Source organism: Gordonia sp. SGD-V-85, assembly GCF_001456905.1.
Taxonomy (GTDB): domain Bacteria; phylum Actinomycetota; class Actinomycetes; order Mycobacteriales; family Mycobacteriaceae; genus Gordonia; species Gordonia hongkongensis.
This window is the reverse complement of record NZ_LNQO01000024.1, coordinates 1-24,642: the sequence shown is the minus strand read 5'-3', so window position 1 is coordinate 24,642 and position 24,642 is coordinate 1. Positions and strand designations below refer to the sequence as shown.

Sequence of the window (24,642 nt, the reverse complement as noted above, 5' to 3'; positions counted from 1 at the left end):
ACCATGGGTCACATCATCTCGAAGACAGCCGAACATCGACCAGCGCTGCGTCGCAGACGGTTTCGCCACGACAACCCGACCGCGCTGGACTTGTTCTCGGGATTCGGCGGATTCACCCAGGGCATCGAGGCCGCAGGCTTCGACACGATCGTCGGGGCCAACCACAACCGCTACAAGGTCGAGGTGCACGAGGCCAACCACCCGCACGTCGAGCACTGGATCGCCGATCTGATCAACACCGACTCCGACACCTACCACTCGGTGCGCGAACTCCCGGCAGCCGACCTACTGGTCGCCGGGGTGACCTGCACCAACCACTCCCAGGCCAACACCCAGCGCGCCTACGCGCAGGGACTGACGTTGTTCGACCTCGACGACCCCGAGTTCGAGGAACGCGCCACCCGGTCCGAGCGGGACCGCGCAACGGCCAACTGCGTGCTGCACTACGCCGACCAGCACCATCCCCTGCTGATCCTGGTCGAATGCACCACCGAGTTGCAGTCCTGGGGTCCAGCGGTCCCCGGCCGACGCAAGGTCGGCGACGGCTCGACGTATCGGTGGTGGCTGCGCGAGATCACCAAACTCGGCTACGAGCACAAGGTGCTCTACCTCAACTCGATGTTCTTCGGCGTCCCCCAGAGCCGGGACCGGCTCTACATCGTGTTCTGGGACCGCGCACTGCCCGCCCCCGACCTCGATCACCGCCCCCAGGCGTGGTGCGGACCCTGCGATGAGGCCGTCGAGGCGATGTGGGCGTGGAAGACCGGCGTGCCCGCCAGCGGATCGGTGCGCTACGGCAAGCAGTACAACTACCGCTGCCCGCGCTGCTTCGGCGAGGTCTCCCCCACCACCACACCGTCGTTGACGGCCCTTGACCTGACCCACCTGGGCACCCGGATCGGCGAGCGGACCAAACCGCTGGCCCCGGCGACCATGGCCCGCGCGGAGCGGTGCCGTCAGAAGTTCGCCGAGTTCCCCGCTGTGCTGATGCCGGCCAAGGCCCAACGCGGCGTCGAGCGCCATCCGCTGCAACCGATGGCCACCCAGACCTCGCAGCAAGAGGCCGCGCTGCTCAGTACTGGCGCCATCATGGTCGCCGCCGGAAACACCTTCGAGCGCCCCGGATCGCAGTGCCGGACCCGGACCCTGGGTCAACCCCTGTGGACCCAGCCCGCCACCAACACCACCGGCCTGCTCACTCCCCCGGTCGCCATGGCCATCAACAACTTCCAGGGCGCACCACGCGGCCTCGACGAGGCCCTGCCCACCCAGGGCGGCTCGGAGACCCTGAGCATCGTGTCCTCGGGTGTGGTGCCCTTCCGCAAACACACCACCCCGGCCAGCCACGCCCAGGCCATGCCGACCGTCACCGCCGAGCAGACCCCCGGCCTGCTCACCGCGACCGGTGACCCCGCCCTACTCGCAGGCTGGTTCAAACAGAACGGCAGCACCGGAACCGAGACCGCCGCGCACCCGCTCACCGACCCCCTCGGCACCATGACCAGCCGCGACACCACCGCCCTGCTGGCCGCGCACTGGCGCGACGCCCTCGCCGAGATCTCCCTCGAAGAGTGCTTCTTCCGCATGATGACCCCCCACGAGGTCGGCCGCGGATGCGGATTCGACCCCGACTTCGGCGACCACAAAGGCACCTTCACCGTCTGGGGAAAGGGCCGCGACCAGATCGACGGCTACGGCAACGCCGTCACCCCACCGGTCCCCCTGTGGATCGGCACCCGACTCCGCGAGGTCCTGCACCCCCGCGGCGCGTAACGACCACCGGCCCCGGCGAGACCAGCCACGCCGGGGCCGGACGCCCATCGCCCCAGCAGGAGAGGAAGTGTTCTCGTGCCGGTCACCCATCACACCGATTGCTATTATTGCTGCATGATCGACGCTGGCCGGTGGGGTGCGATCCGCGACCTGGCGGATCGCCAGTTCGGCCTGTTCACCACCGCCCAAGCCCGCCATCTCAGCGTCGCGCCCTACGTGTTGGCCCGGCTCGCCGAGCGCGAGTCCATCGTCCGGGTGCACCACGGCGTCTACGAACTCCCCGAATCCTCGGCCTGGACCACGGTCGGCGACTGGGCGGCACAGTGGTTGGCGCTACACCCCGCCGCCGACATCGAGGACCGCCGCGCCCACCCCGACAGCGTCGTGAGCCACACCGCCGCCGCCCAAGTGCTTCGGCTGGGCACGATCACCGCATCCGGGCTCGAACTGAGCAGCCCGCACCGGATCAACGTCCGCGACCCCTCGGTGCGCACCTGGCGCCGGCCGATCGGCGACCGCGGCCGCGACTGGGACCTCGTCGACGGACTGCCGGTGACCACACCCGCCCGCACCGTGGCCGACCTGCTACTCACCCACGGCGACGGCGGGCACATCGGGACCGCCCTGCACACCTGCCTGCACGAGTCGCTGGTCGAGGCCGACGAGCTGATCGCAGCGTGCGACCGGGCCGCGCCGCGCTGGAACTACGCCTCGGGCGCCGAACTGTTCTCCTCGCTGCTCGATCAGGCCCAGATGCCCGCCGAACCGATGCTGGTCGGCTGATGCCCTATGCGTCCGAAGAGGCATTCCGTGCCGGACTGAAAGCCCGCCTGTCCGCCGAAGCTCGCACGAGCAGGTTCAGTCGCGACGAGCTCGCCCGCACCGTCACCCTCCAGTTGTTCCTGGCCCGCTTGTTCCGCTCCCCCGATGCCGACCAGTGGATCCTCACCGGCGGCACCGCCCTGCAATTCCGGGCACCGACCCAGGCCCGCCCGACCGCCGACGCCGACCTGGCCACCCGCCTCGACGCTGAACACATGCAACGCTCGCTGCGCCAGGCCGTCCACCCCGGACCCGGCGACTTCGGCGAGTTCGACGTCACGATCACCACCACCCGTAGCCCCGGCTTGTTCGCCGGACGTATCCGCTACAACATTGCCGGACAACGGTTCTCCGACGCCACACTCGACATCGCCACCCACCGCGAGATGCTGCTACCACCCGAGACCGTGAGCCCGCACCCCGTGCTCGCGCTCGACGAACTCGACCCCATGCCCGTGATCCGTATGCAAGCCGCCGCCGAAGCGGTCGCCGACAAGGTCGCCGCCCTCTACGAGCTGCACGGCACCCACGGCGACACCCCCTCCACGCGCGCCCACGATCTGGTCGACCTCGTCATCCTCGCCCGCACCCAGTCGATCGACGCCGAGCAGCTCCACACCGCGCTCCGCCACCAAGAACACCGCCGCGACCTGACCATCCCGGTCCCGCTGGTCCTGCCGAACCCAGCCTGGGAACGCGACTACCCCGAGCGCGCCGCCCACAGTGGACTCCCGACGCACCTGCACCAGCCCGACGCCGCCCTCGAGGCCGCCAACAGCCTCATCGAACCCGTCCTGGCAGGCACGGCCGGCCACGGCCGGTGGAACCCCGACGACGGAGTCTGGACCCCGCAGAGAACACGCTCACGCTCAATCGGCGGACTGCTCGGCGACACCCGCGCACCACACGCGGCGACACGCACACCCCCACCACAGGCTTCGGCCAGCCCGGGGAGTATCAGATTAACGGTGTAAGTGGCGTTTTCGGTTAGTTGTCTTCGCTGGCCGGCATGCGGTCGGCGAAGGTGATGGCGAATGCGTTGAGTGCTGGTTTCCACCGCATTGTCCATCGTTTCTGTCCGGTGCCGGTCGGATCGAGCGACCGGGTCACCAGGTACAGGCACTTTAGCGCCGACTGCTCGTTCGGGAAATGCCCACGAGCCCGCACTGCGCGCCGGTAGCGGGCGTTGAGTGACTCGATCGCATTCGTCGAGCAGATCACCTTACGGACCTCGATGTCGTAGTCGAGGAACGGTATGAATTCTTGCCATGCGTTGCGCCACAACCGGATAGCTGCCGGGTACCGGTGCCCCCACTCGGCGTCGAACGCATCCAGCGCCTCGGCCGCGGCTGCAGCGGTGGGGGCGGTGTAGATCGGTTTGATCGCCTTGGCGATAGCATCGCGGTGCTGGCGGCCGGCATAGCGGAATGTGCCCCGGATCAGATGGATGACACACGTCTGCACCACCGTGTCGGGAAAGACCGCCCCGACTGATTGCGGCAGGCCTTTTAGCCCGTCGCAGACGAGGAAGAAGATGTCGGCTACACCCCGGTTCTTCAGCTCGGTAAGCACCGCCAGCCAGTACTTTGCCGACTCACCATCGCCTTCACCTGCCCACATCCCGAGCACGTCACGATGCCCGGCCAGATCCACCCCGATCGCGGCGTAGATCGGCCGGGGCCCTACCTGCCCATCGCGGATTTTGACATGGATGGCGTCGATGAACACCGCGGCGTAGACGCGTTCGAGCGGACGGGCATGCCAGGTGGCCATCTCTTCGAGCACCCGGTCGGTGATCCGGCTGATCGTGTCTTTGGAGACCGCAGCACCGTAGATGTCGGCGAAATGGGCGCTGATTTCACCGGCGGTGAGCCCACGGGCATACAGCGACAACACCACCTCATCCACATCAGTCAAGCGGCGTTGGCGCTTCTTCACGATCTGCGGCTCGAAGGTGCCCGCCCGATCCCGCGGGACATCGATCTCGACCTGCCCACACGCATCAGTCAGCACGGTCTTCGACCGAGACCCGTTGCGCGAGTTGCCACTCCCGCGACCACGCTGGTCGTGCTTGTCGTAACCGAGATGCTCAGACATCTCTTCATCGAGCGCCGTCTCGAGCACCGTTTTGGTCATCGCTTTGAGCAACCCATCCGGACCGGTCAGGCGGACCCCGGCCTCCCGGGCCTGGCGGACCAGCTCGCGGGCTACCTCGAGTTCATCGACGCTGCGGTCCGCAGGCACCTCGACGATCCCGTCATCGTGTTCATCAGATGGCTCCACAGCCACCAGAGTGTCGGTCATGATGCGACCTTCCTGCCCCCGACACACCGAGGGCGGTAAGGCCACTTACACCGTTCTCACGACAGTCCCCCAGCCCGCCGCCGCCGAGCACGGAACGCGCCCGTGATCATGGGCCGGAGCTATAGGCAGCGCCCTAAGGCGTCGACAACGGTGGTCGAGTCTGCACCAGCTGGGGTACCGCGCTGCGGCCGGCTATGTAGGCCGCCATCGAGGGATCGAACAGTGTGGCCAGGGCCAGGATACTGGCGTGCTGTGCAGCGAGATTGGCGGTGAACAAGGGCTCGTGATGTGCGACTCGGTTGCGGAGGCGATGCAGACCCACAACCATTTTGTCCACATCGCGGCGGTTGGTTCCCGCGGGGAAGGCGTGATGCAGGTAAGGGGTCCATACGCTGGTCTCGTGTGGCCGGTCGGTGAGGAAGCGCCAGAACCCGAAAGACAGCTCGGCGACCACCTTCCCCGGGCTATGGGCTGACGGCGCAGCATCTTCGATGGCTTTAGCTCGTGCAGCGGTGAGGATCTTGCGGTTCTCTTTGTTGATGTCGACACGGTTGCGAGTTCCGTTGCGGTTACGTCGTGTGCGGTACTCGGGTGCGAAGAAGATGTTCGGGTGATCGGTCCAGTGCCCAGGCCCGCTCCAGGCGGCCTCGATCGCGTGGTTGTAGGCGTTGCGTAGTGCGATCTCGATGTGGCCCAGGTCGCGGAAGACAGCGGTCGACGCCTCACAGTTCCACTCGTAGAGCGCAAGTGCGTCGGAGCGGGTGGCGGTGGCGGCGAGGTAGACGTTCAGGCGCTCCTGGCTCAACCACTGGGCAATCCAGGGGCCGTCCTGGTTGCGGAGTGTGACGGTGGCCGAGCCCACGATCGTTGCCTTTCTAGCGGAAGAAGCTGTACTCTTGGTGGCGGAATGCCCCGGTGGACCGCTGACGTGAGTCATGTCGCCGGGGCTTTGTTCTGCCTGGCCTTCAGGCGCCCTCGGTGATGATGAGGCTCAATCCGGATTTCGTGGCCCGGGAGGGTACGCGGCCGAACGGTGCGGCCAGGGTGTAGCGGTACTCGCGGGTCTGCACCGAGTCCTCAAGTGGGGTGTCTTTGAGAACGCTGTGGCGTTCGAGCAGGTGCAGCTTGCGCAGCTCGTCCAGTCCCCGGCCGACGGTGTCGCCGCTGATCCCGTACCAACGCTCTGCCTTCTCAGTCGGCAGCACAAATCCAGGGGCCAGCGACGAACCGATAAGCAGCACGGCCTTGGCCCGTAGTGACAGTCGCCGGAACCAGAAGTCTGGGCCGGTCCAGTATTCGAACGGCAGGGTCAGGTACCTGTTGGCGCGAGCGCGGCCGTCGGGTGAGGTGTACGGGTCTCCTGAACCGTCTTCGGCCAGCGAGGTGTACTTGCCTCGCCGCCCCGAACGGCCGACCTCGATTAGGTGGTAGGTCTGGTCCAGTCGCCGCCACGCCTTGGAGACCGCGGCTTTACCTCCGTCACGGTCAAGGTGCACACCTAACGCTCGCGCCCACGCCTTGGCCGGCATCGGTCGGACATCCCACGGGTCCGCGCTGGCCATCATCCGATGCAGGAGGAACAGGTCCAAACACCGTTCGTCGTGACGGCGCACCATCTCGTGCAGCGGCCCGGGTTCTGGGTCGGACTGTGTTCCCTGCTGCACGAAGGTATGCCGAACAGGCACCCTGCGTGTGTCGCGCTTACAGGCATCCAGCATTCCCTCGATGGTTACCTGCTGCTCGCTGTCAGCCTTGCCGTTCATACGAGAAACGATGGCACCGGCAGCACTCAACTGGCAACTGCCCGCCGACTCAACCGTTTCCTCGCGAGCGGGTGCTATAGCAACACCTCGGAGTACCCCTCGAAGCTCCACTCGTAGAACCATCTGATCACCACGACGCCAGATGATCCTCCAGCGGAGATGATCGGCTCGACGGAGCGATGTTCATGCACGCCCGGTAGAAAGTCGTCGACTTCGTGCCTACTCAGTGCCCGGCCCAAGGGCCTCTCGGGGCCGACCTCGCACTTTCGGTCAATGCTCCCGGTAGATCGGGCAGCCGCACGAGGTGTTGCAGGAGAAGCTCCAGGTGGGGTGGGCGGCCTGAGTGTGCACTCCCCAGGGATGTCCGCAGACGCAGTCGGGGAAGAACTGCCGGTCCCAGCGATCGCAGAGGTCCTCGACGGTCAGCGTTGCTGACGGGTAGCCCACCGCGCCACGGAAGCCGACACACTGGTACTTCGACCAGGTGGGGTCGACCTCGACCGGACAGCCGAGGTAGCCCAGGTCGTGGTTGATGACCAACCCGTAGTCGAAGGTGTTCTCCCCGCAGCGGCCACACCAGTCCTCGCCTTGCGGGACGGGTTGGCCGTCGGGTCGCCCGGCGTGACGCTGCTCCCACAACTGGCGCAGGGTCGCGACCTCGGCCTCGAGGCGGCGCTGCTCTTCGATGCGCTCAGCGGTGCCGTCGAGCAGATCGAGCAGGTCGATGTCGCCGTGATCGGATGGTGTGTGGCGGCGTGCCATTGCACAGCTCCCCTCGTCGAGGTCTCAGGTGGTTAGTCGGCGGCGTAGATCGGCGTGCAGGTCAGGAACAGGCATTCCCGGTTCTCCTCATCGGCCAGGACGACCCCGATCCCGGTGGTGAGGATTTCGGCGAGACCGAGTGCCCACCTCGACCAGGTCAGATCGACCATGGCGTGCACGTGCTCGATGGGCACCAGCTCGGCGTGGCCGGTCTGGAGCACGCTGGTGGCGCGGATGATCTCACGCGCGCCCGGACTGGCGACGATGTTGCTGTAGCTCCACGACATGCGATGCCCCTCTGCTGAATGCGGCTGCGACCGTGCGTCTTCCGGCGCTACGACTACCGAAAGCGTGTACCCCATAGGGTTCACAATATGCACCCTATGGGGTACAGTCAAGTTATGACCACAACCACCCTCCCGACGACAGTGATCGCGGTGCCCTCGCCCGGCCAGCAGCTCGACATGTTCGCCGAAGCGGCCCGCGATGAACGTGAGACCGCCGAACGCACGACCGGCGTGCCCAGGCTGTATGCGTTGCGCTGCACCACGATTGCCGACTACCAACACGCGATGACGCAGTGGAGCCAGGCGTGGCCTGACCTTGCCTGCTTGCGCGACTCGCACGGCTGGCACGTCGCGATCGGTGAATATGCGAGCAGCCGGGAGCCGACCAGCGCGTGCATCCCGATCACCCTGCAAACCGACCTCCGGTGCAACCAGGCCTCGCACCGCGGCTGCCTGTGCGTGGGTGATCTGGTCTCGCGCAGCTTCTGCCGAGGATGCGGTTGGCACTCCGAGGTCGTCGACGACGACACCGACGCGGCGCTGTTGGGCCTGGATCACTGCTTCCCCGGGTGGCGCGACGACCCGATCGTGCCCTCGGCGCCCTATGACGACGGCCCCAAGCGCCGCACCCGCCTTACCTGGGAAACCAAGGTCACCGAGCTGCACGGCACCGACCGTCCCCAGGGCTATCCGATGATCACTCGCCGCGGACCGCACGGGTGGCGAGCAGTGCCGGGCCGGTCACTGTGGGGAGGCTACGACGTCGCCGCTGAAACCCTTGGCCGATGACCGACGCCTGCGATGGTGCCGTGCCCGGCCTGTCTGCCGGGCACGGCACGCACTTGCCCTCCCCTGGCTCTGGCAAGCTCGACACCACACGATCACCGACCGCCCCCGAGAGGCCCGAATCCATGTCGAGCGACCCGTCCGCCGTCAGCGTTGACGAGACCGCCGTCATGGCCGCCGTCGGTGCGGCGATCGTCGCCCGCCGCACCGAACTCAAGATCAGCCAGCAAGCCCTGGCGCGCACCGTCGGCACCAGCCGGACCTTCCTGCGCGGCATAGAGGCGGGCGAGCGCGCGCCGACCGTGGTCACACTCACCCGGATAGCCCGCGCCCTGCACACCACCCCCAGCGCGCTCATCACCACCATCAGCTGACGCCGGCTCCACGTACACGGGGCGGCGCTGATACCCGCCCACGCGGGCCGCAGCCCTCTTGCCTACCGGCATAGTCACGCAACCACCCGTCATTTCCTCGCGTATTCGTCGCGCTTTCTGTGGTGCTTTCCGAATAAATAAAAGAATCCTCGAAGAGAGGAGTGTGCGGCATTCGAATGACCCCTAACGGCAGGTCGAGACCCATTTACTTGCATCGTGAAATACGTTGCAGCCCTTGCGTATACATGCCTTTTAGGTATAGAATAGAAGAAAGCAAACAGCCGCCGGCAGAAAGGTTTCAGAAATGACCATCACTGTGTACACAAAGCCCGCTTGCGTCCAGTGCCATGCCACTTACAAAGCGTTGGACAAGCAGGTTTTGACCTATCAGGTGGTCGACATCAGCGCCGACGACGACGCCCGCGACTACGTGATGAGCCTGGGTTACCAGCAGGCCCCGGTCGTGGTGATCGACGACGGCCAGCAGTCATGGAGCGGATTCCGCCCCGACCGAGTGAAGGCGCTCGCCGCCGCCGCCTGACCCGCAAGCCCCCCGCCGGGTGTCGCACTTGCCGTCGACGACACCCAACCCCGCAACGCCGACCAAGGAGACCCAGGATGAGCCGTCCATCCGCCTACCGTGCCATCAACCACACCGGCCCGTGGACCTTCGGTGGCCTCGCGATCGCCGCCGACAATGCTGCACTGTGGGCCAGCCCCGCCGCAGCGGATCCCACCGACACCTCCGTGCCCCAGGTGCAGGCCACGCTCGCCGACGTCGAGGGCGACCTTGTCGTCAGGATTGCCGTTCCCGCCGGCCTCACCTTCGTGGCCAACTTCGACGAGGGCGTCATCCAGATCACCATGGCCAACATCCATTCCGACTGCTGCCAGAGGTGCGGGGAACACTTCAGCGATCCGCACGCACCGGAATGCGAGATCGGCGCCGCCGAGGAGGCCGCGTTTGCCGCCCAGGACGACACCGCCATGCTCGCCGCCCTCGAAGCCCGCGCCGAACGGCGACTGCGATGAGCTACACCCTCGACGCCGCTCTCGCCGACATCACGGCCACCACCGGGTTGGTGTTCACCCGCACCACCTTCGGCGCGCAGCGCAGCGGGCACCTCGCCTACACCCGAACGCGCGACGTCGTGGTGATGATCGACAACGACTGGCAGGCACTCACCGACAGCGGCGCCGGTGTCTTCGCGCCGAGCAACCCGCGATGGACGCCCGTCCACCCGATCGTCATCGCCGTCTACGAAGACGGTGACTTCGCCTGCCTCCCGCTCACGGAGGTGTCCACCCGCCGCGCCGACATTGCTGTGCTGCTTCCCCACCTGCTCGATCAGGCCCTCGAACTGGCCGACCGCGCCCGCCGGGAGTGCGGCCACTTCCTCGGCTATGACTACGACGGCCGCGGCGACACCACACGACGCCACCAGGTGATCTGAACCATGCCCGCCGCGACCCCACCCGACCCATCGGTGAACGCCGCCGCCCACGACGACGAGGCGCTCGCTGATGGCCACGGGTGGGCCAGCGACACCGGCCACGCCGAGGTCCTGTTGCTCTCGGCGCTGCTGTGGGCCACACCCGCCCACCACGACGACCTCGCTGACATCGTCGGCCTGGTCCGCGCCGAGGACTTCTACGTGCCCGCCCACGGCGAACTGTTCACGATCATCGCCGAACTCATCGCTGACGGGACCCGCCGCGCACACGACGCCACCACCGTCGCCCACGAACTACGCCGCCAAGGACGCGCGGCCACCCTCGGCGCCGAGCGCCTCACCCGTGCGCTCGTCGCGGCGACGTCCGCCGGCGCCGACGGCATCCAGGCACGCCACTACGCGGCGATGGTCGTCGCCGATGCTTACCGCCGCCGCTACCGCGCCGCCGGCGAAGGCATCACCCACGCCGCCGACCACCTCCCCGAAGCCGAACTGTGGGACTACATGTGCGCCCACGGCATCGCCCTGCGCGAACACCGCACCCGCCTGTCCAACCTGCGCCCGAACTGAGACATCGAAAGGAACACCGCCATGCCCACCGACACCCGATACCCGGCCGCCGACCTCGCCAAGCTCCACGCCGACGCCTACACCCTGCGCCACGTCGACAACCTCACCTGGGACCAAGTCGCTACCGCCCTCGATGAACCCGTCGCCGTGGTCAAGGACTGGGCGCAGACCTACATCGACCGCACTGACGCCGCCGCCGCCGAACAGCAGATGTCGCTGTTCGACTGACCCCCTCCCCGCACCCGCCTCGTTCGGAGCCCTTGCCCATGCGCACCCTCACCCGTCTCGCCTCCCGCACCGTGCTGCGCCTTGCGCTGCTCGCCGCGCTCGTCGTGGCAGCATTCGTGGCCCTCAGCGGCGTCGTCGCCGCCCTGCCCGCACCCGGCGACCTGTGGCCGCGGACGACCTCTGTTGCGGCGCCGTCGCGACCATCCGGCGACACCACGCCCGCAGTGGTCACCCGCGTCATCGACGGCGACACGATCACCGTCTCCACCGACACCGACCCAGCGCTCACCGTGCGGCTCCTCGGCATCGACACCCCCGAGGTCCGCAAACCCAATACCCCGGTCCAGCCGTGCGGCCCGCAAGCCAGCGACCGCACCCGCGCACTCGCCTCCCCCGGCGCCACCGTGCACCTCGAGTACGACCCCACCCAAGACCACACCGACCGCTACGGCCGCGCCCTGGCCTACGTCTGGATCGGCGACACGATGCTCAACCACACACTCGTCGCCGAAGGGTGGGCACGCACCTACGTCTACAACCACCAACCCGGCCGCCACGCCGACGCCCTCGCCGACGCCCAACGCGACGCGCAAGCAGCCCGAGCCGGCGTCTGGGGCCAGTGCCCGCGATAGCCGAACCTCAGACGCGCACAGGGACGGGCACCCGCAGCGGCGGTGCCATGGTGATCCACCGTCCGGTCCGGACCCGATGCGCCAGCACGAGCCCGATCACACTCGCCGCAGCAACACCGACTAACCCCCAGAAAGCCAACGCGTAGCCCTCGCAGATGTTGTACGCGGCGTGCGCCAACGCGAACCCGATCACGAGCCGGTAGTCGCGCCATCGCCAGACCATGTACGCCGACACCACTGCCCACAGGGCCATGCTCACCCAGAGGCTGGCCCCGTAGTACACGTGATAGGCCAGCCGCATCGGAACGAGCACGCACAACGCCGCGATCAAGCCCACACGAGTCGACGGCAGCCACATCGCCAGCGCCGCGATCGGTACCGCGACGACAAACACTTCCTCACCGAACCCAGCCCTCAGTCCCGCGATCACTTCCGCCACCAACGGACGCTGCGAGACCGTGGTCGCGCCGTCGACGGCGGGTCCAGGCACAGCCAGTTCGACAAGCCAGCTCAGACCCAAGGAGGCGTACACGCTCAGTACGTACACGCTCACGCACGCCACGTAGGTCGAGCGCGACAGCGGAGGGCGGCGAGTCCACTGCGGCCACGACCACCACCACGGCCTCGTGGTGAGTTCGCGAAGGATCAGCCAACTGAGGCCGACGAGCGCACCACTTGCGACGACAAGCCGTAACCACACCAGCACCTCCCCAGACCACGAGAACGGCTGCGTGGACGCGCCTTGCCCATAGCGGTCGATCGCTGTGGAGATACCTTCGCCGAACCCGGCCGCGTACGCCGCAGCCGCGATCACGACCACGCCGACGCGCGCAGCGTTGAACTGCCAACGCCCGCTCACGATCTGCGAGCCTGTGGGTTCGAGTTCGAGCATCGAAGTCCTCTTTCGGGCCTTGGGGCGGGATGACGACGCAATGCGGTTAGTGCCCTCGCGTGAGCGCCCGGGCACTAACACAAGGCGGGCGTCTGTCTTAGAACAGGCCGAGCTGGTCGGCGGCCGCGGACGGTACGGGCTGGAACAGCCGGTGCGCGTGGTCGGGGTCGCCGCCGTCGCGTAGGTAGGTGCGCAGCATGATCGAGCGCGCGGCGCGGTCGATGGCGGTGGTTGGTCGTGATCCGCGGTGGCGGCCGAGGCCGACGGCGTAGGTGAGGTTGTTGGTCTGGGTGCCGATGCGCACGTGGGCGGAATCGACGCGCACGCATAGCGGTTCGTTGCAGTAGTGCTCGCCGATGTCGGCGGCGTCGGCCCCGAGGTCGGGGTGCACCAGCAGCAGCGCGAAACGGTGCGCACTGATCGCTCGTTGACGGTTGTTGCGGCGGAAGGTGAATCGGCCGTACCCGTCGGGCGAGCTGATCGCCCCGATCCAGTACCAGCAGCCACGCGGTGTGAGTACGACGTGCTGCCAGAAGTGTTCTTCGGCGCGAGCATCGGGCATCAGCGTCGGGTCGGTGACCACACCCGGCGACGGAGTCGCGGTGCCGCCCGCCAGGTGGGTGGCCGGCACCGCGAACAGGCCGAGTTGATCGTGGTCGGGGTCGACACTCATGGCCGAACCGTAGAACCCTAGGCCGACATCACCGCGGGATCAGAGGGCTCGGCGCGGGTCTCATCGGGGGCCGCATCCGGACCGCCGGGGGTCGGTGCTGGCTCCGAGCTGGGGGTGGCCTTCTTGGTCCCGACGGACAGGCCCGCCTCGCGTAGCAGCGTCTTGGCTTTCGCGGCACTGATCTCCACGAGATCGGCCGCGCCACTAACACTTCCTACTCGCTCGGCGATCGCGGCGAGCGCGGCGGCTTTCGCCTTCGCTGACCGCTCGGTGATCACTCGCAGTTCTGCTTCGGCAGCGGCGAGTTCGGAGTCGGCTTGTAGGAACTCGGCGATGTTGGCCTCGTTGGCTTCCATCACCCGCAACTCGGCTTGGAGTCTGCGTTCGAGTTTCGCGCGTTCCTCGGCTCGACGCGTCTCCAACGCCCCGAGCGTTCGTTTGCGCGCAGCAGCGCGCGCCTGACTGGCAGTGAGTTTTGAATTGTTCGACGGCATACCCGACACGATAACGCCGGCCAACGCCCCCTCGCCACCGCCACACGCCCGCTCTCGGTGCACTTTTCACCCTCACTTCCCCAGCCCTCGCCACCGTTTCCGCCTTCCCACTCCTGCCCCTCACCCTCCTCACCTGCACCAACACCCCCGAACCGCCCCCGCGCCACACCTCACCCCATGTACCCACAACCTCTATAACTCCCACACACCTCTTGCATTCTGGATTCGTCCGACGAAATTAATGTGCCAGAATGCAGCCATGGCCGGTGCCGGGGCGTGCGATCACTGCGGTGGTGTGCTGCCCGGAGACGGCGCGCGGCGCCGCGGTCGGCCACGGCGGTGGTGCTCGGATGAGTGCCGCCGCGCCGCGTGGGTCCGCCGCCATGACCGGCCCAACACCGCCGGGGTCACCGCTCAGGATGCGGTGGCCCAGGTGCTGGCCTCCCCCACCGCCACCGCGGAACTTCTCGGGACGCTGGCCGAGCAGATCGAGAGCGGCGACGAGGTCGCCAGCGGAGTCATTGCCGAGCTGGTCCGGGCGCACCGCGCGAGCGTCCATGCGGTGATCCGGACCAACGAGTTGCGCCCGTTCCGGCGGTGATTCGGCCGTGACCGCCACCATCCACAAGCTCACCGCCGGCGACGGCTATGAGTACCTGACCAAATCCGTTGCGGCGATGGATGCCACCGACAAGGGGCGGGTGACGCTGGCCGACTACTACAGCGCCAAAGGCGATTCCCCGGGCCAGTGGATCGGGTCCGGGCTGGAAGGATTGAGCGATGTCGGGGCAGGGTTGGAGGTGTCGGAGCAGCTGGTCGACAAGCGCACCGTCGAGGCTGGGTCGATGGTGTCGGCGGCGCAGATGAAGGCCTTGTTCGGCGAGGGCCGCCACCCCAACGCCACCGCGATCGAACAGCACGCGGTGGCGTCTTCGGACTGCCGAACGGCCGAGGCGTTGGCGGCGACGAAACTGGGCAACGCCTACGCCGTTTACAACGAATTCCCGGAGTTCCTACAGGAACTCGCGGTGGTGTTCCGCGACCACAACCTCGCTCGCGGCGAGCGGTGGGATGCGGTCATCGACGACGACACCCGGGCGGCGTTGCGCACCGAGTTGGGCCGCGAGCGGTTCACTGCCACCTACCGTCGCCCGCCGCGTGATTCGCGCGAGCTTTCAGGGTTCATCGCCCAGCAAAGCCGCCGACGTCAGTCGGCGGTGGCCGGCTACGACATGACGTTCAGTCCGGTGAAATCGGTGTCGGCGTTGTGGGCTGTCGCGCCGCTGCCGATGGCCGAGAAGATCGAGGCCGCCCACCGTCAGGCGGTCGCCGATGCACTGGCGTTCATCGAGCGCGAAGCGTGCCTGTCGCGGTTGGGAACCGACGGCATTGCCCAGGTCGACACCGACGGTCTGATCGCGGCGGCGTTCACCCACCGCGACTCCCGTGCCGGGGACCCGGACCTGCACACTCACGTCGCCATCTCCAACAAGGTGCGGGTGCGTGATGCGGCCGGGATCACCCGGTGGATGGCCCTGGACGGCACTCCGTTGTTCAAGGCCACCGTGTCCGCCTCGGAGGTGTACAACTCGCGCATCGAGCTCTACCTTCAGCGCGATCTTGGGGTCTCGTTCAGCGAACGTCAGCAGACCGACGCACGGAAACGGCCGGTCCGCGAAATTGACGGTGTGTCCACCGAACTGATGGCGCAGTGGTCGTCGCGGCGCGCGATGATCGAGCAGCGTCTCGGTGAGTTGTCGCAGCAGTTTCATGCCGATCACGGCCGTGAACCCACGACTGGTGAGGCGTTCGATCTGGCCCAGCGGGCCACCTTGGAAACCCGCGAAGCCAAGCACGAACCCCGCTCCTATGCCGAGCAACGCCAGGCGTGGCGCAGCCAAGCGCGCCGCGTCCTGGGCGGCGATCGTGCGATCAGTGACCTCGTGCACGAGGCCACCCACCCGCGCCCCCGCACCCGTGAGTATTCGGAGTTCACCGACGAGTTGTGCACCGACCTTGCCGGTGCGTGCATCGAGAACATCTCGGCTACACGCGCCCGCTGGCAGCGTCCGCATCTGCGCGCCGAAGCCGAACGCCAACTGCGTGCCCGCAACTTCGCCGGCATCACCGACACCGACGAACTCGCCGCCGCCATCGAGCGCATCGTCGACACCGCACTGTCCGCCGACACCAGCGTCGCGGTGTCGTCGGATGCGCTCGACGGCGACCTCGGCGAGCCGGAGGTGTTGCGTCGCGCGAACGGCGAATCAGTGTTCGTGCGCCACGACGTCGCCCTGCACACCAGCACCGAGATCCTTGCCGCCGAACACCGGATCGTGGCCGCCGCCAAGCGTGCCGACGGCCGCCGCCTCGACGAGGCCACCGTCGACATCGCGTTGCTCGAGCAAGCCGCCAACGGCCGCGAACTCAACGCCGGCCAAGCCGCCATGGTGCGCGAACTGGCCACCTCCGGGCGTCGCGTGCAACTGGTGCTGGCGCCCGCCGGTACCGGTAAGACCACCGCCATGCGCACCCTCGCCCGGGCGTGGACCGACAGCGGCGGAACCCTCATCGGCCTGGCCCCCACCGCCGCCGCAGCCGCGGTGCTGCGCGAAGAACTCGACACCACCACCGACACCGCCGCCAAGCTCGTCCAACTCGCCCAAGCCAGCCGCGACCGCGCCCTGGCCGCGACGCCGCCCTCGCGCACAGAGGACAACCCCGAGCTCGCGGCGAAGGTGGCCGCGGCGCAAGAGAAACTGGCCGATCCCGCCTATCACGCACCCAAGGAACCGGACTGGTTCACCAGCATCGGACCCGACACCCTCGTCGTCGTCGACGAGGCCGGGATGGCCTCGACCGCCGACCTCGATGAGGTGATCCGGTGCGTGGCCGCCCGCGGTGGCAGTGTGCGGCTGGTCGGCGACGACCAGCAGCTCGCCTCGATCTCTGCCGGCGGTGTGCTGCGCGACGTCGCGCACGAAACCGGTGCGCTGACCCTGAGCCAGGTGGTCCGCTTCTTCGACGCCGCCGAGGGTGCGGCGTCGCTGGCGCTGCGCGACGGTGACCCAGCCGCGCTCGGTTTCTACGCCGACCACGGACGCATCCACGTCGAGTCCGACGCCGTGGCCACCGATGACGCCTACCTGGCCTGGTTGGGCGACCGCGCCGCCGGCCGTGACACCGTCATGCTCGCCGCGACCCGCGATACCGTCAACGCCCTCAACGAACGCGCCCGCGCCGACCGTCTCGCCGGTATCGACCCCCGCCTCCGCGGCCCCGAGGTCGCGTTGTCCGATGGCCTGGCCGCCAGCGTCGGCGACATCATCAGCACTCGCAGCAACCGCCGCGATCTACGCCTGTCGGCCACCGACTGGGTCCGCAACGGCGACCGATGGCGGGTCACCCACATCGGCGCCGACGGCACCCTGACCGCCAAGCACCTCGACCTCAACCGGCACGTGCAGCTACCGGCGGACTACGTCGCCGAACACACCACCCTCGGCTACGCCTCCACCATCCACGCCGCCCAGGGCATGACCGCCGACACCTGCCACGTCATCGGCTCCGACGCCCTGAACCGCCAACTGCTCTACGTCGCGATGACCCGCGGCCGCCACGGCAACCACATCTACCTGCCCACCACCGAAACCGACCCGCACAACGCCACCACCCCCAAGGCCCGCCACCCCCAAACCGGGCTGGAAACCCTGGCCGCGATCCTCGGCCGTGACGGCACCCAACAGTCGGCGACCACCGCCCAACGCGACGCCGTCGACCCGTTCCTACGTCTGTCCCGGGCCGCGGCCGCCTACGACCACGCCCTCGGTTCGGCCGCCGAACACACCCTCGGCGCCAAGGCGCTGCGCGACCTCGAACACGACGCCGACACCCTCTACAGCACCCACACCGGCACCCCCGCCGGCACGCTCACCGCGTGCGCAGCCTGGCCCACCCTGCGCACCCACCTCGCCACGCTGGCCCTCGGTGGCGACGACCCGATCGAGCGGCTACAGGCCGCGATCACCCACCGCGAACTGGCCACCGCCGCCGACCCGGCCGCCGTGCTCGACTGGCGCCTGGACCCCACCCAGCAACACTCCGCAGGCGGCGGACCCCTGCCGTGGCTGCCGCGGGTCCCCGCCGGGTTCGACGACCCCCAGTGGGCGCCCTACCTCACCCGCCGCGGCGCCCTCGTCACCGACCTCGCCGCCGCCGTCACCGAACGCGCCGCATCCTGGGACGCCACCACCGCCCCCGTGTGGGCGCGTCCACTGCTCCTGGCTGACGCCGAACGCGGCGGCGAGCTCGTCGCCGAACTCGCCGTGTTCCGCGCCGCCCGCGGCGTCGACGACACCGACCGGCGTCCCGCCGGACCGCGACCAAATTCCATCGCCTTGGCGCGGCGTCACGCCGCGCTGACCGAGCGCGCCGACGCCCTGGTCACCACCACCGCCGAGGCGGCCCGCTACGCCGACCTCGCCCGCGACCTCGACCCCCACCTCCTCGCCGACCCGTACTGGCCCGAACTCGCCGACCACCTATCGCTGGCCGCCCGCGCCGGCCTCGACGTCGATGCTCTGGCCCGCGACGCCCTCGCCGACAACCCGCTGCCCACCGAAATGCCCGCCGCCGCACTGTGGTGGCGCCTGTCCGGTGAGTTGGCTCCCGCCGCGGCCGAAGCCACCAACACCGGCCTGCGCCCCGACTGGGCAGACGCTCTCGTCGGGATCGTCGGGGACCGGGCCGCCGAAGCGATCCTTACCGACCGCGCCTGGCCCGCACTCGTGGCCGCGGTCAGCGCCGCCGACCCCGTCCAGTGGAACCCCCACGAGCTGCTCGACCTCGCCGACACCCTGCTCCACAGCGGCACCGACGACGACCACACCGTCCGCCTCGACGAATACGCCCGCCTGCTCACCTGGCGAGTCGAACTGCTCGTCACCCACAGCAGCCACGCCACCGGCACCACCCCACTACCGCCGGCACCGCCCACCCCCGAAGACGAAGCCGCCGCCGAAGCAGCCGCCGAAGCCGCCGGACTGGCCGACCCCTGGGCCGACCCCCTCACCGGCCAGCCCGGCAACGACCTCGACGAGAACGTCGGCGTTGACGAGGACTACCTCGCCGCGCTCACCGCCACCGATCCGCCGCCGGAAACTGGCGTCGATGTCCTCGATCCGGACGACCTCGACCGCTACGAGGATCTGGACTTCGACGAGTTCGCCGCCGACGCCGTCGCTGCACCTGATCGCTTCGCCGCGCCGACCGACCTCGCCGAATGCATCGCGCTGCGTTACGAACTCACCGCCAAACTCGCCGAACTCGGCACCGACATGGCGCAGCTGCGCGAGGCGATCAACGCCGGCACCAGTGCCCACCAGCAGGCCATGGCCCCGCATGTCCTGACGTTGCGCGCGGCCGCCGACCACCAGTTCGCCGCAGCCTCCGACACCGCCGGGCATCACCACGACCTGATGATGGCCGAACAACTCATCGAAGATCTCACGAACCAGGCAGCCGCCCTGCGCCGCAACGCCGCCCAGCTCCGCGCCGCCGACACCACCGACCTCGACCCCCTCAGCGACGACGAAGCACCCGACCTCGCTGCACTACGCGCCGAGGCCGATGCCACCGCCCTGGACTGGCGCATCACCGCCGCAACCGCCGACCGCGACGCCCTCGCCGCCGTCTACCACGACGCGAACGCCCGCCTCGAGACGGCGATCGCCGAATCCGGCGGTGTCCGCGTCACCGACACCGACGTCGAACTCATGCGCCTGCAAGTCATCGAACTCGACGAACTCAACCTCGCCGACCTGCGCGCCCGCCGCGCCGACCTCACTACCCGCATCTACCGAATCGACAACCGCCTCAACCACGTCCACGCCCTCACCCACACCGCTCACCACCACCGCGACACCTTCCTCATGCCGACCACGGCCACCGGGCCCGTCGCTGCCCCCGACGCGGTCACGCCGGCGGCGACGCAACCCGCCGCCGAAGCCACCGCCACCGCGGTCGCCGAACCGGTGGCTGACGCCGAGCTGCGTGACTGGCTCCACCAGGACCCGCTCCGGGTCATGAGCGACGACCAGCTCACCGCACACCTGCGCACCCTCACCCGCCGCCACACCCTCGCCGTCGACGACCTGAAAACCAGCCGACCAGCGCCCGAGCGGACGCCGCGGGTGCGCGCCGAGCACGCCGAACTCGCCGACACCGTCGACCGCATCACCACCGCCCGCACCGCAGGACTCGCCCTCGCCGACGCCGCCGACCGCGTCACCGACGCACGCACCGAGCTGGCGGGACTGCCGCCGGCCGGGCGCGGCCGCAAAGCGCGCGCCGAGCACGACCAGCACCACCAGCGTCTCGCCGAGGCGGTAGCCGCGGCCGAGCGTCAGCATCAGTACCTCGCCGCCGCCCACGAACAGACCCGTCGGGACGTCGGTGTTCCCGAACACCAATGGGACGAACTGACCGCCCGCGCCGTCGACACCGCCACGCTTGCACGCGAACTCGCAGCCGCCCAGCAGACCGATGCCCGTGCCCGCCAGCTCCACCAGACGGCCATCGACGATCGCGACGCCGCAGCCGCCGCCATAGCTCACGCCCGAGCCGAAGTGGCCCGCCGCCGCGACCTTCCCGGCGAGGCCCGGGCCGTCGAAGACTCGATCCGCACGGCACTTGACCACGCAGGAACCCAAGCTGAACCTACGACCGTCCCTTCCGCGTCGGCCGCGCTGCCGCCCCGCACCAGCGATCTATCGCCGGACACTGCGCCTCGCCGAGACTCCGGATACGACATCTGAGCTGAGCTGACGGCGAAGATCCTGCTGTAAGCCATCGCGTACACGCGCCGTGTCTGCATCCCCAGCTAACCTCTCGGGCAGCCGAAACACCCGAAGGAGCGCGCAATGACCGAACCCGTGCCTGTACCCGTTCTTAACGATGGAGGCGACTGGTGGATGCTGATCGAGGTTGGATACACCGACAGTCCGGACCCCGTCCAGAACTACTGCAAGGTGCTGCAATGGGAACGCACCGTCGACCCGCACGGCCAGCCGATGATCGCCGCCTGGCTGGCCGGCTCCCCGCCAGTTCGATCTGACCGCGACGTGACACAGGGCAGGACGGGGGTGCGATACATCCACAGAAGGCAGTTCGTCCGCCTCACCCGAGACGACATTGAGCGTCTCAGACAGACCACCCAGTGGCGCACTTTCGAGTTCTGAAAGCTCCCCCGGCGCAACACCGAGGCAAATCGTCATTGACTACGCGGCACTTGGGGCTACCTCTCCGGTTATCCCCGGAATGGAACCTCGGACCCCCCTTACGACACGGGGGTCGTGCCCCTGCATCTTCAATAGCTCACGGGCCGCGGCTATCTGGCCATCCTGTACTGCATGTGGGCCTACAATCAGTGCTCCGATTGTAGGATGCGTGTGATCATCGAACCGCAAGTCGACGCCCACCTCAAGGTAAGGCACTAGACCGGAACGGCCCGAACGGACGTTCACTGGATATTTCGCCTCGCTGATCGCCCAGAGCCGCCACTCCTGTTCCTCAGCGAATGCATCGTCCTTTACCGTCGCGATCTCACGGAATACCTGCTCAGCCAGAAACTGAAGATGCGGTGCATCACCCTCTCGAATGAGTCCTCCCATTCCGGTGGTATGCCAGCGAGCGATCGTGGACGACACAAAGAGTTCTGCTCGGCGCTCGGCCTCTGTTTCGCCGTAGCCGACTTTGCGCAGCTCGGTGCGGAAGGCGGTTGTCCCCATCGCGGTTGACTTGGGATGGAAGGCGAAAGTGTGACCGGCCAGCGCATCCCAGGTAAAACCGATCGCGAAGCCGCCCGTACCGCCACCGTAGCCACGCCACTGTGACAAGAGGTCGGGCTCCGCGCTCAACGACACCGCGAAGCACCCAAACTCCCAGTCGTAGACCGACAGATTCGCAAAGGCGTCCGCGACCGCAGTGAACGCGTTCCCCAGAACGTCGTCGACGCCGGGCCGGCTGGCCGCGTGACGGAGGTGGCGGTGAAAGATCTTGGCTCCAAAGAGCAGTTCTTGCTCGTCATTCATGTAGCGGGCATCCGATGCCCACAATTTCGCAGCCGACGCATGAACTGACGAGTCCGGGTATTCGATCGGCCATCCCCCCGGAGCGATGATCCCTGTTAGCGCAGCGGAATCGGTGTAGTGGTACAGCAGATCTGGTCCGAGTTCGTCATCAGGTAGGGATTCGTTAGGGCCGGATTGCGCAGCGAACAGCTGACTTATCGGAAAACTGCTCTCCGCTGTGGGATCACCGAACACCATCGCCTGATTATGACGTACCTACCCCGCACTGGTGGTTGCGATCCGCCATGCGCATCGATTCTGACCCTCACGTGGAGGCCGGCGGCGGGCCCATGTCGTCTGGGCGGTCAGATCGGTCGGCGGCGCGTTGCTGCTTGCGGGCGGTCTGGCGTTGCTGTTCGGCTCGATCGCGCAACTGCTGCAGGAATTCCCGGTCTGCCTCAGGATCTTGCGGGACGTAGCGGCCCGGGTGGTCGTATTCCGGGAACTCGCTGGCCGCACCCGTGTGCTGCCGGTGTGGTCGCTCATCAGTGGCCGGGCGTCCGACCGCCAGCCACACCAGCGCACCGACCAACGGCAGCATCACCACCAGGATTACCCAGGCGAACTTGGGTAGCCCGCGCACGGCGGCGTCGTCGGTGTTGATGATGTCGATCAGTGCGATCACCAGGATCACCAGGTAGATCAACCCGAGATACGGCACGTCCACTCCCTCTTCGTCTCGCCGGTCACCAGACCTGCTGTATCCACAGCGGATGTCCGTTCAGGCTCTTGGTTCGGTCAACGTAGACCGCGATCACGACCCTCCCGCCTGGGTGGGCGGCGGCCTCGGAGATGACCTGATGACCGGTCACGTCATTCCAGCTGGCGGCCTTGTCCGGACGGTAGTACGCCCCGGCGCGATAGCGGGAGTCGGTTTCCAGGATGACGCCCCAGTAATCGTTGCCCAGGACGGCGTTGATGACCCGACCGGCGCCGAGGTGGGCGGCGGCCACGGTGTCGGCGTGGCTGAGTTCGATCACCACCACCCCCGGTTGCGACGTCTCGACGATCCGCGCGGCCTGCGCCGGCGGACTGGACAGCACCGCCCCACCGGTAGCTACCGCGAGACTGAGCGCCGCACCCGCCACCCCCGCGCGTATCCCCGACCTCGTCAGCATCGTGTATTCCCTTTCATAACCCCGACCTTTGTCATCGCGAATGGTAGTGCCAGGGCGTCCACCCCGTCGACGCCTCAGTCGGAACGCGGTGAACGTCACTGTTTGCCAGCACCGCCCGCCCGACAGCGTCGTCCGTCCGATCGACCGAACGACAAAGGGTCGCACAGGCAATTCCTGCGCGACCCTTTGTGTGGTCAGCGGACTTTACGTAGGTAGACGTCGCCGGTGGGGACGCCGCCGGCGAACAGAACACCTTTGTAACCGTGTGGTGTCTTGCGTAGTTCGATGCGGGAGTACCAGTGCGCGACTGAGTCACCGGCGATCGAGACGATGCCGCCGTTGCGGGTGTGGGTGATGTGGCTGTTGGTGGCATTCCACGGCCCGACGCCGTAGATGTCTTGGAACAGACGGTTGCCGATCACTCGCGCGTTGGATTCCGGGTAGGGGATGACGCCGTACATGACCAGCTGGTACTTATATCGGCCGTCGTCGATCTTCGCGTGCGCTTGCCCACTACCTAGGCCGAGACCCGTGGCGAGGCCGGCGGTGATGAGAAGTCCGGCGACGATGGTCTTGACGGCGGTGGAGAGTCGAGCTGTTTGCAAAGGCATGAAGTCACGTCCTGTTCGGTATCGGTTGCTGGTGATGGGTGCGCGGGCGGTTTGGCGGTTCGCTTCTATCACGAACCTGGGACAGGCCTGGCCGGGTCCGAGGCGGCCTGCTCGACCTGCTTGCCAGGCCGGGCCGAGAACCGCATCGGGGGTGCGACAGCGAGCTCGCACCTGCCATCGCCTCCGTCTGAGCGCGGTGAACGTCCCTGTTGTACTCACAGGTCTAGGTCCGGGTCGCGTTGGGGCTGTGTCCCGTTATCGAGTGGGTCGTGTGGCGGGGGCTGCGATCCGGTGTTCTCGGTGCGTTCTGCTTCTGGTGGGGGTCGGGTGTCGGCGAGCAGTGTCCCGATTCCCGGTTCTGCTGTGGTGGCGTCCTTTTCGGCTTGGTAGAGCTCTGCTTTGTGTTGGTGGGAGCGTTTCATCACGGCGATGTAGTCGGCGGCATGGTCGAGTCCGGCTTCTTCGACCATGACCGGTGTCGGGTTGAGTTCCAGACTCCAGCCAGGTTCACGACCAGCACTTCGCATCCGTTCCTCGGCAGCCTGGCGGGCGGCGACGGCTTCTTCGGATTGCTGGGCGCGTTCGATCTCTATCCGCAGTTGTCGCAGCCGAACCTGTTTGGTCTGCAACTCATCCGCCTGGGCGAACGGTGCGTCGATACGCGGCGCGTTGACCTCGACCTCACGGCGGTAGCTGGCGATGTCGGCGACCAGTTGAGCACGGGTGTCGTCGAGGCCGGTGTACAGGTTCTCCAGACGGGTAGCGAGCCCCGACGCCGTGGCGGTGCGCCGCTCGGCAGTGGTGAACACCTGGGAGGCGTCGAGAGTAAACCCTGGCCGCCCCGGGCAGTCGAGCCACACGTGGATCTTGTCCTGGGCAAACTCGCGCGAAGCGTGCGCCTGGAGCCCTGACGGTATCGACGCGATCGGCATGGACTGCTTCATGCCGGCACCTTTGAGCTCGTGGTAGA

Annotated in this window: 27 protein-coding genes; 14 read left to right on the top strand and 13 right to left on the bottom strand. The window is 67.7% G+C overall.

Translation table 11 applies throughout. The features are described from left to right. Positions 1 to 3: 3 nt before the first annotated feature. From AS181_RS21090 to AS181_RS21080, 3 genes are all read left to right on the top strand, one after another. Entirely contained in the window at positions 4 to 1,773 is a 1,770-nt protein-coding gene (locus AS181_RS21090; protein ID WP_175404373.1) for a DNA cytosine methyltransferase, read from the top strand. A 114-nt stretch (positions 1,774 to 1,887) separates the two neighbouring features. Next, positions 1,888 to 2,556, top strand: a complete 669-nt coding sequence (locus AS181_RS21085; protein WP_058253456.1) for a type IV toxin-antitoxin system AbiEi family antitoxin domain-containing protein — start codon at positions 1,888 to 1,890, stop codon at positions 2,554 to 2,556. Then, positions 2,556 to 3,569 (top strand): nucleotidyl transferase AbiEii/AbiGii toxin family protein, encoded by a 1,014-nt coding sequence (locus AS181_RS21080; RefSeq protein WP_058253455.1) that lies wholly within the window; start codon positions 2,556 to 2,558, stop codon positions 3,567 to 3,569. Before AS181_RS21085 ends, AS181_RS21080 begins: the two co-directional genes overlap by 1 nt. A 13-nt stretch (positions 3,570 to 3,582) precedes the next feature. Here AS181_RS21080 and AS181_RS21075 read toward each other — a convergent pair whose 3' ends face one another. The 5 genes from AS181_RS21075 to AS181_RS21055 form a co-directional block, all read right to left on the bottom strand. Beyond that, positions 3,583 to 4,899: an IS256 family transposase gene (locus AS181_RS21075; RefSeq protein WP_231742612.1), complete on the bottom strand. Its 1,317-nt coding sequence runs from the start codon at positions 4,897 to 4,899 to the stop codon at positions 3,583 to 3,585. A 133-nt stretch (positions 4,900 to 5,032) separates the two neighbouring features. Further along, positions 5,033 to 5,761 (bottom strand): Abi family protein, encoded by a 729-nt coding sequence (locus AS181_RS21070; protein WP_058253454.1) that lies wholly within the window; start codon positions 5,759 to 5,761, stop codon positions 5,033 to 5,035. Positions 5,762 to 5,864: 103 nt separating this feature from the next. Next, positions 5,865 to 6,692 (bottom strand): hypothetical protein, encoded by an 828-nt coding sequence (locus AS181_RS21065; protein WP_231742609.1) that lies wholly within the window; start codon positions 6,690 to 6,692, stop codon positions 5,865 to 5,867. Positions 6,693 to 6,932: 240 nt separating this feature from the next. Next, a complete protein-coding gene (locus AS181_RS21060; protein ID WP_058253452.1) occupies positions 6,933 to 7,424 on the bottom strand; it encodes a hypothetical protein in 492 nt (163 codons plus the stop codon). A gap of 32 nt (positions 7,425 to 7,456) precedes the next feature. Beyond that, positions 7,457 to 7,711, bottom strand: coding sequence for a hypothetical protein (locus AS181_RS21055; RefSeq protein WP_058253451.1), 255 nt, complete (start codon positions 7,709 to 7,711; stop codon positions 7,457 to 7,459). A gap of 114 nt (positions 7,712 to 7,825) precedes the next feature. Between AS181_RS21055 and AS181_RS21050 the strand changes: the two genes are divergently transcribed. The 8 genes from AS181_RS21050 to AS181_RS21015 all read left to right on the top strand — a co-directional run bounded on the left by AS181_RS21050 (position 7,826) and on the right by AS181_RS21015 (position 11,755). Further along, positions 7,826 to 8,500 carry a DUF6349 family protein gene (locus AS181_RS21050; RefSeq protein WP_139114246.1) on the top strand — a complete coding sequence of 225 codons (675 nt, stop codon included), beginning with the start codon at positions 7,826 to 7,828 and terminating at the stop codon, positions 8,498 to 8,500. Beyond that, a complete protein-coding gene (locus AS181_RS21045; RefSeq protein ID WP_231742606.1) occupies positions 8,497 to 8,871 on the top strand; it encodes a helix-turn-helix domain-containing protein in 375 nt (124 codons plus the stop codon). Before AS181_RS21050 ends, AS181_RS21045 begins: the two co-directional genes overlap by 4 nt. Positions 8,872 to 9,175: 304 nt before the next feature. After that, a complete protein-coding gene (nrdH, locus tag AS181_RS21040) occupies positions 9,176 to 9,412 on the top strand; it encodes a glutaredoxin-like protein NrdH (RefSeq protein WP_058253448.1) in 237 nt (78 codons plus the stop codon). Positions 9,413 to 9,489: 77 nt separating this feature from the next. Beyond that, entirely contained in the window at positions 9,490 to 9,903 is a 414-nt protein-coding gene (locus AS181_RS21035; protein ID WP_058253447.1) for a hypothetical protein, read from the top strand. After that, positions 9,900 to 10,325 carry a hypothetical protein gene (locus AS181_RS21030; RefSeq protein WP_058253446.1) on the top strand — a complete coding sequence of 142 codons (426 nt, stop codon included), beginning with the start codon at positions 9,900 to 9,902 and terminating at the stop codon, positions 10,323 to 10,325. The genes AS181_RS21035 and AS181_RS21030 overlap by 4 nt, the downstream gene beginning before the upstream one ends. A gap of 3 nt (positions 10,326 to 10,328) precedes the next feature. Next, on the top strand, positions 10,329 to 10,895 hold the full coding sequence (locus AS181_RS21025; protein WP_058253445.1) for a DnaB-like helicase N-terminal domain-containing protein: 567 nt from the start codon (positions 10,329 to 10,331) through the stop codon (positions 10,893 to 10,895). Between the two features lie 21 nt (positions 10,896 to 10,916). After that, on the top strand, positions 10,917 to 11,123 hold the full coding sequence (locus AS181_RS21020) for a hypothetical protein (protein ID WP_058253444.1): 207 nt from the start codon (positions 10,917 to 10,919) through the stop codon (positions 11,121 to 11,123). Between the two features lie 38 nt (positions 11,124 to 11,161). After that, on the top strand, positions 11,162 to 11,755 hold the full coding sequence (locus AS181_RS21015; protein WP_231742604.1) for a thermonuclease family protein: 594 nt from the start codon (positions 11,162 to 11,164) through the stop codon (positions 11,753 to 11,755). Between the two features lie 7 nt (positions 11,756 to 11,762). Here AS181_RS21015 and AS181_RS21010 read toward each other — a convergent pair whose 3' ends face one another. The 3 genes from AS181_RS21010 to AS181_RS21000 all read right to left on the bottom strand — a co-directional run bounded on the left by AS181_RS21010 (position 11,763) and on the right by AS181_RS21000 (position 13,814). Further along, positions 11,763 to 12,647: a hypothetical protein gene (locus AS181_RS21010; protein WP_058253442.1), complete on the bottom strand. Its 885-nt coding sequence runs from the start codon at positions 12,645 to 12,647 to the stop codon at positions 11,763 to 11,765. Between the two features lie 97 nt (positions 12,648 to 12,744). Further along, the gene (locus AS181_RS21005) at positions 12,745 to 13,320 is read right to left on the bottom strand and encodes a hypothetical protein (RefSeq protein ID WP_058253441.1); all 576 of its coding nucleotides are present in this window, start codon (positions 13,318 to 13,320) and stop codon (positions 12,745 to 12,747) included. Positions 13,321 to 13,337: 17 nt separating this feature from the next. Then, complete coding sequence (locus tag AS181_RS21000; RefSeq protein WP_139114245.1) at positions 13,338 to 13,814, bottom strand: hypothetical protein; 477 nt, start codon at positions 13,812 to 13,814, stop codon at positions 13,338 to 13,340. Positions 13,815 to 14,073: 259 nt separating this feature from the next. Between AS181_RS21000 and AS181_RS20995 the strand changes: the two genes are divergently transcribed. The 3 genes from AS181_RS20995 to AS181_RS20985 all read left to right on the top strand — a co-directional run bounded on the left by AS181_RS20995 (position 14,074) and on the right by AS181_RS20985 (position 21,052). Next, positions 14,074 to 14,415, top strand: coding sequence for a hypothetical protein (locus AS181_RS20995; RefSeq protein WP_058253439.1), 342 nt, complete (start codon positions 14,074 to 14,076; stop codon positions 14,413 to 14,415). A 7-nt stretch (positions 14,416 to 14,422) separates the two neighbouring features. Continuing rightward, complete coding sequence (gene mobF / locus AS181_RS20990) at positions 14,423 to 20,629, top strand: MobF family relaxase (RefSeq protein ID WP_231742596.1); 6,207 nt, start codon at positions 14,423 to 14,425, stop codon at positions 20,627 to 20,629. 105 nt (positions 20,630 to 20,734) lie between these two features. Beyond that, positions 20,735 to 21,052, top strand: coding sequence for a hypothetical protein (locus AS181_RS20985; RefSeq protein ID WP_139114244.1), 318 nt, complete (start codon positions 20,735 to 20,737; stop codon positions 21,050 to 21,052). A 39-nt stretch (positions 21,053 to 21,091) separates the two neighbouring features. On the opposite strand, the gene AS181_RS20980 is transcribed toward AS181_RS20985, so the two are convergent. The 5 genes from AS181_RS20980 to AS181_RS20960 form a co-directional block, all read right to left on the bottom strand. Then, positions 21,092 to 22,141, bottom strand: a complete 1,050-nt coding sequence (locus tag AS181_RS20980) for a DUF2971 domain-containing protein (RefSeq protein WP_082652999.1) — start codon at positions 22,139 to 22,141, stop codon at positions 21,092 to 21,094. A gap of 67 nt (positions 22,142 to 22,208) precedes the next feature. Then, on the bottom strand, positions 22,209 to 22,604 hold the full coding sequence (locus tag AS181_RS20975; protein WP_058253512.1) for a PLD nuclease N-terminal domain-containing protein: 396 nt from the start codon (positions 22,602 to 22,604) through the stop codon (positions 22,209 to 22,211). Between the two features lie 25 nt (positions 22,605 to 22,629). Beyond that, on the bottom strand, positions 22,630 to 23,061 hold the full coding sequence (locus AS181_RS20970; RefSeq protein WP_139114243.1) for a hypothetical protein: 432 nt from the start codon (positions 23,059 to 23,061) through the stop codon (positions 22,630 to 22,632). A gap of 194 nt (positions 23,062 to 23,255) precedes the next feature. Next, a complete protein-coding gene (locus AS181_RS20965) occupies positions 23,256 to 23,672 on the bottom strand; it encodes a hypothetical protein (RefSeq protein ID WP_058253435.1) in 417 nt (138 codons plus the stop codon). 215 nt (positions 23,673 to 23,887) lie between these two features. After that, entirely contained in the window at positions 23,888 to 24,604 is a 717-nt protein-coding gene (locus AS181_RS20960; RefSeq protein ID WP_175404372.1) for a hypothetical protein, read from the bottom strand. Positions 24,605 to 24,642: the final 38 nt, after the last annotated feature.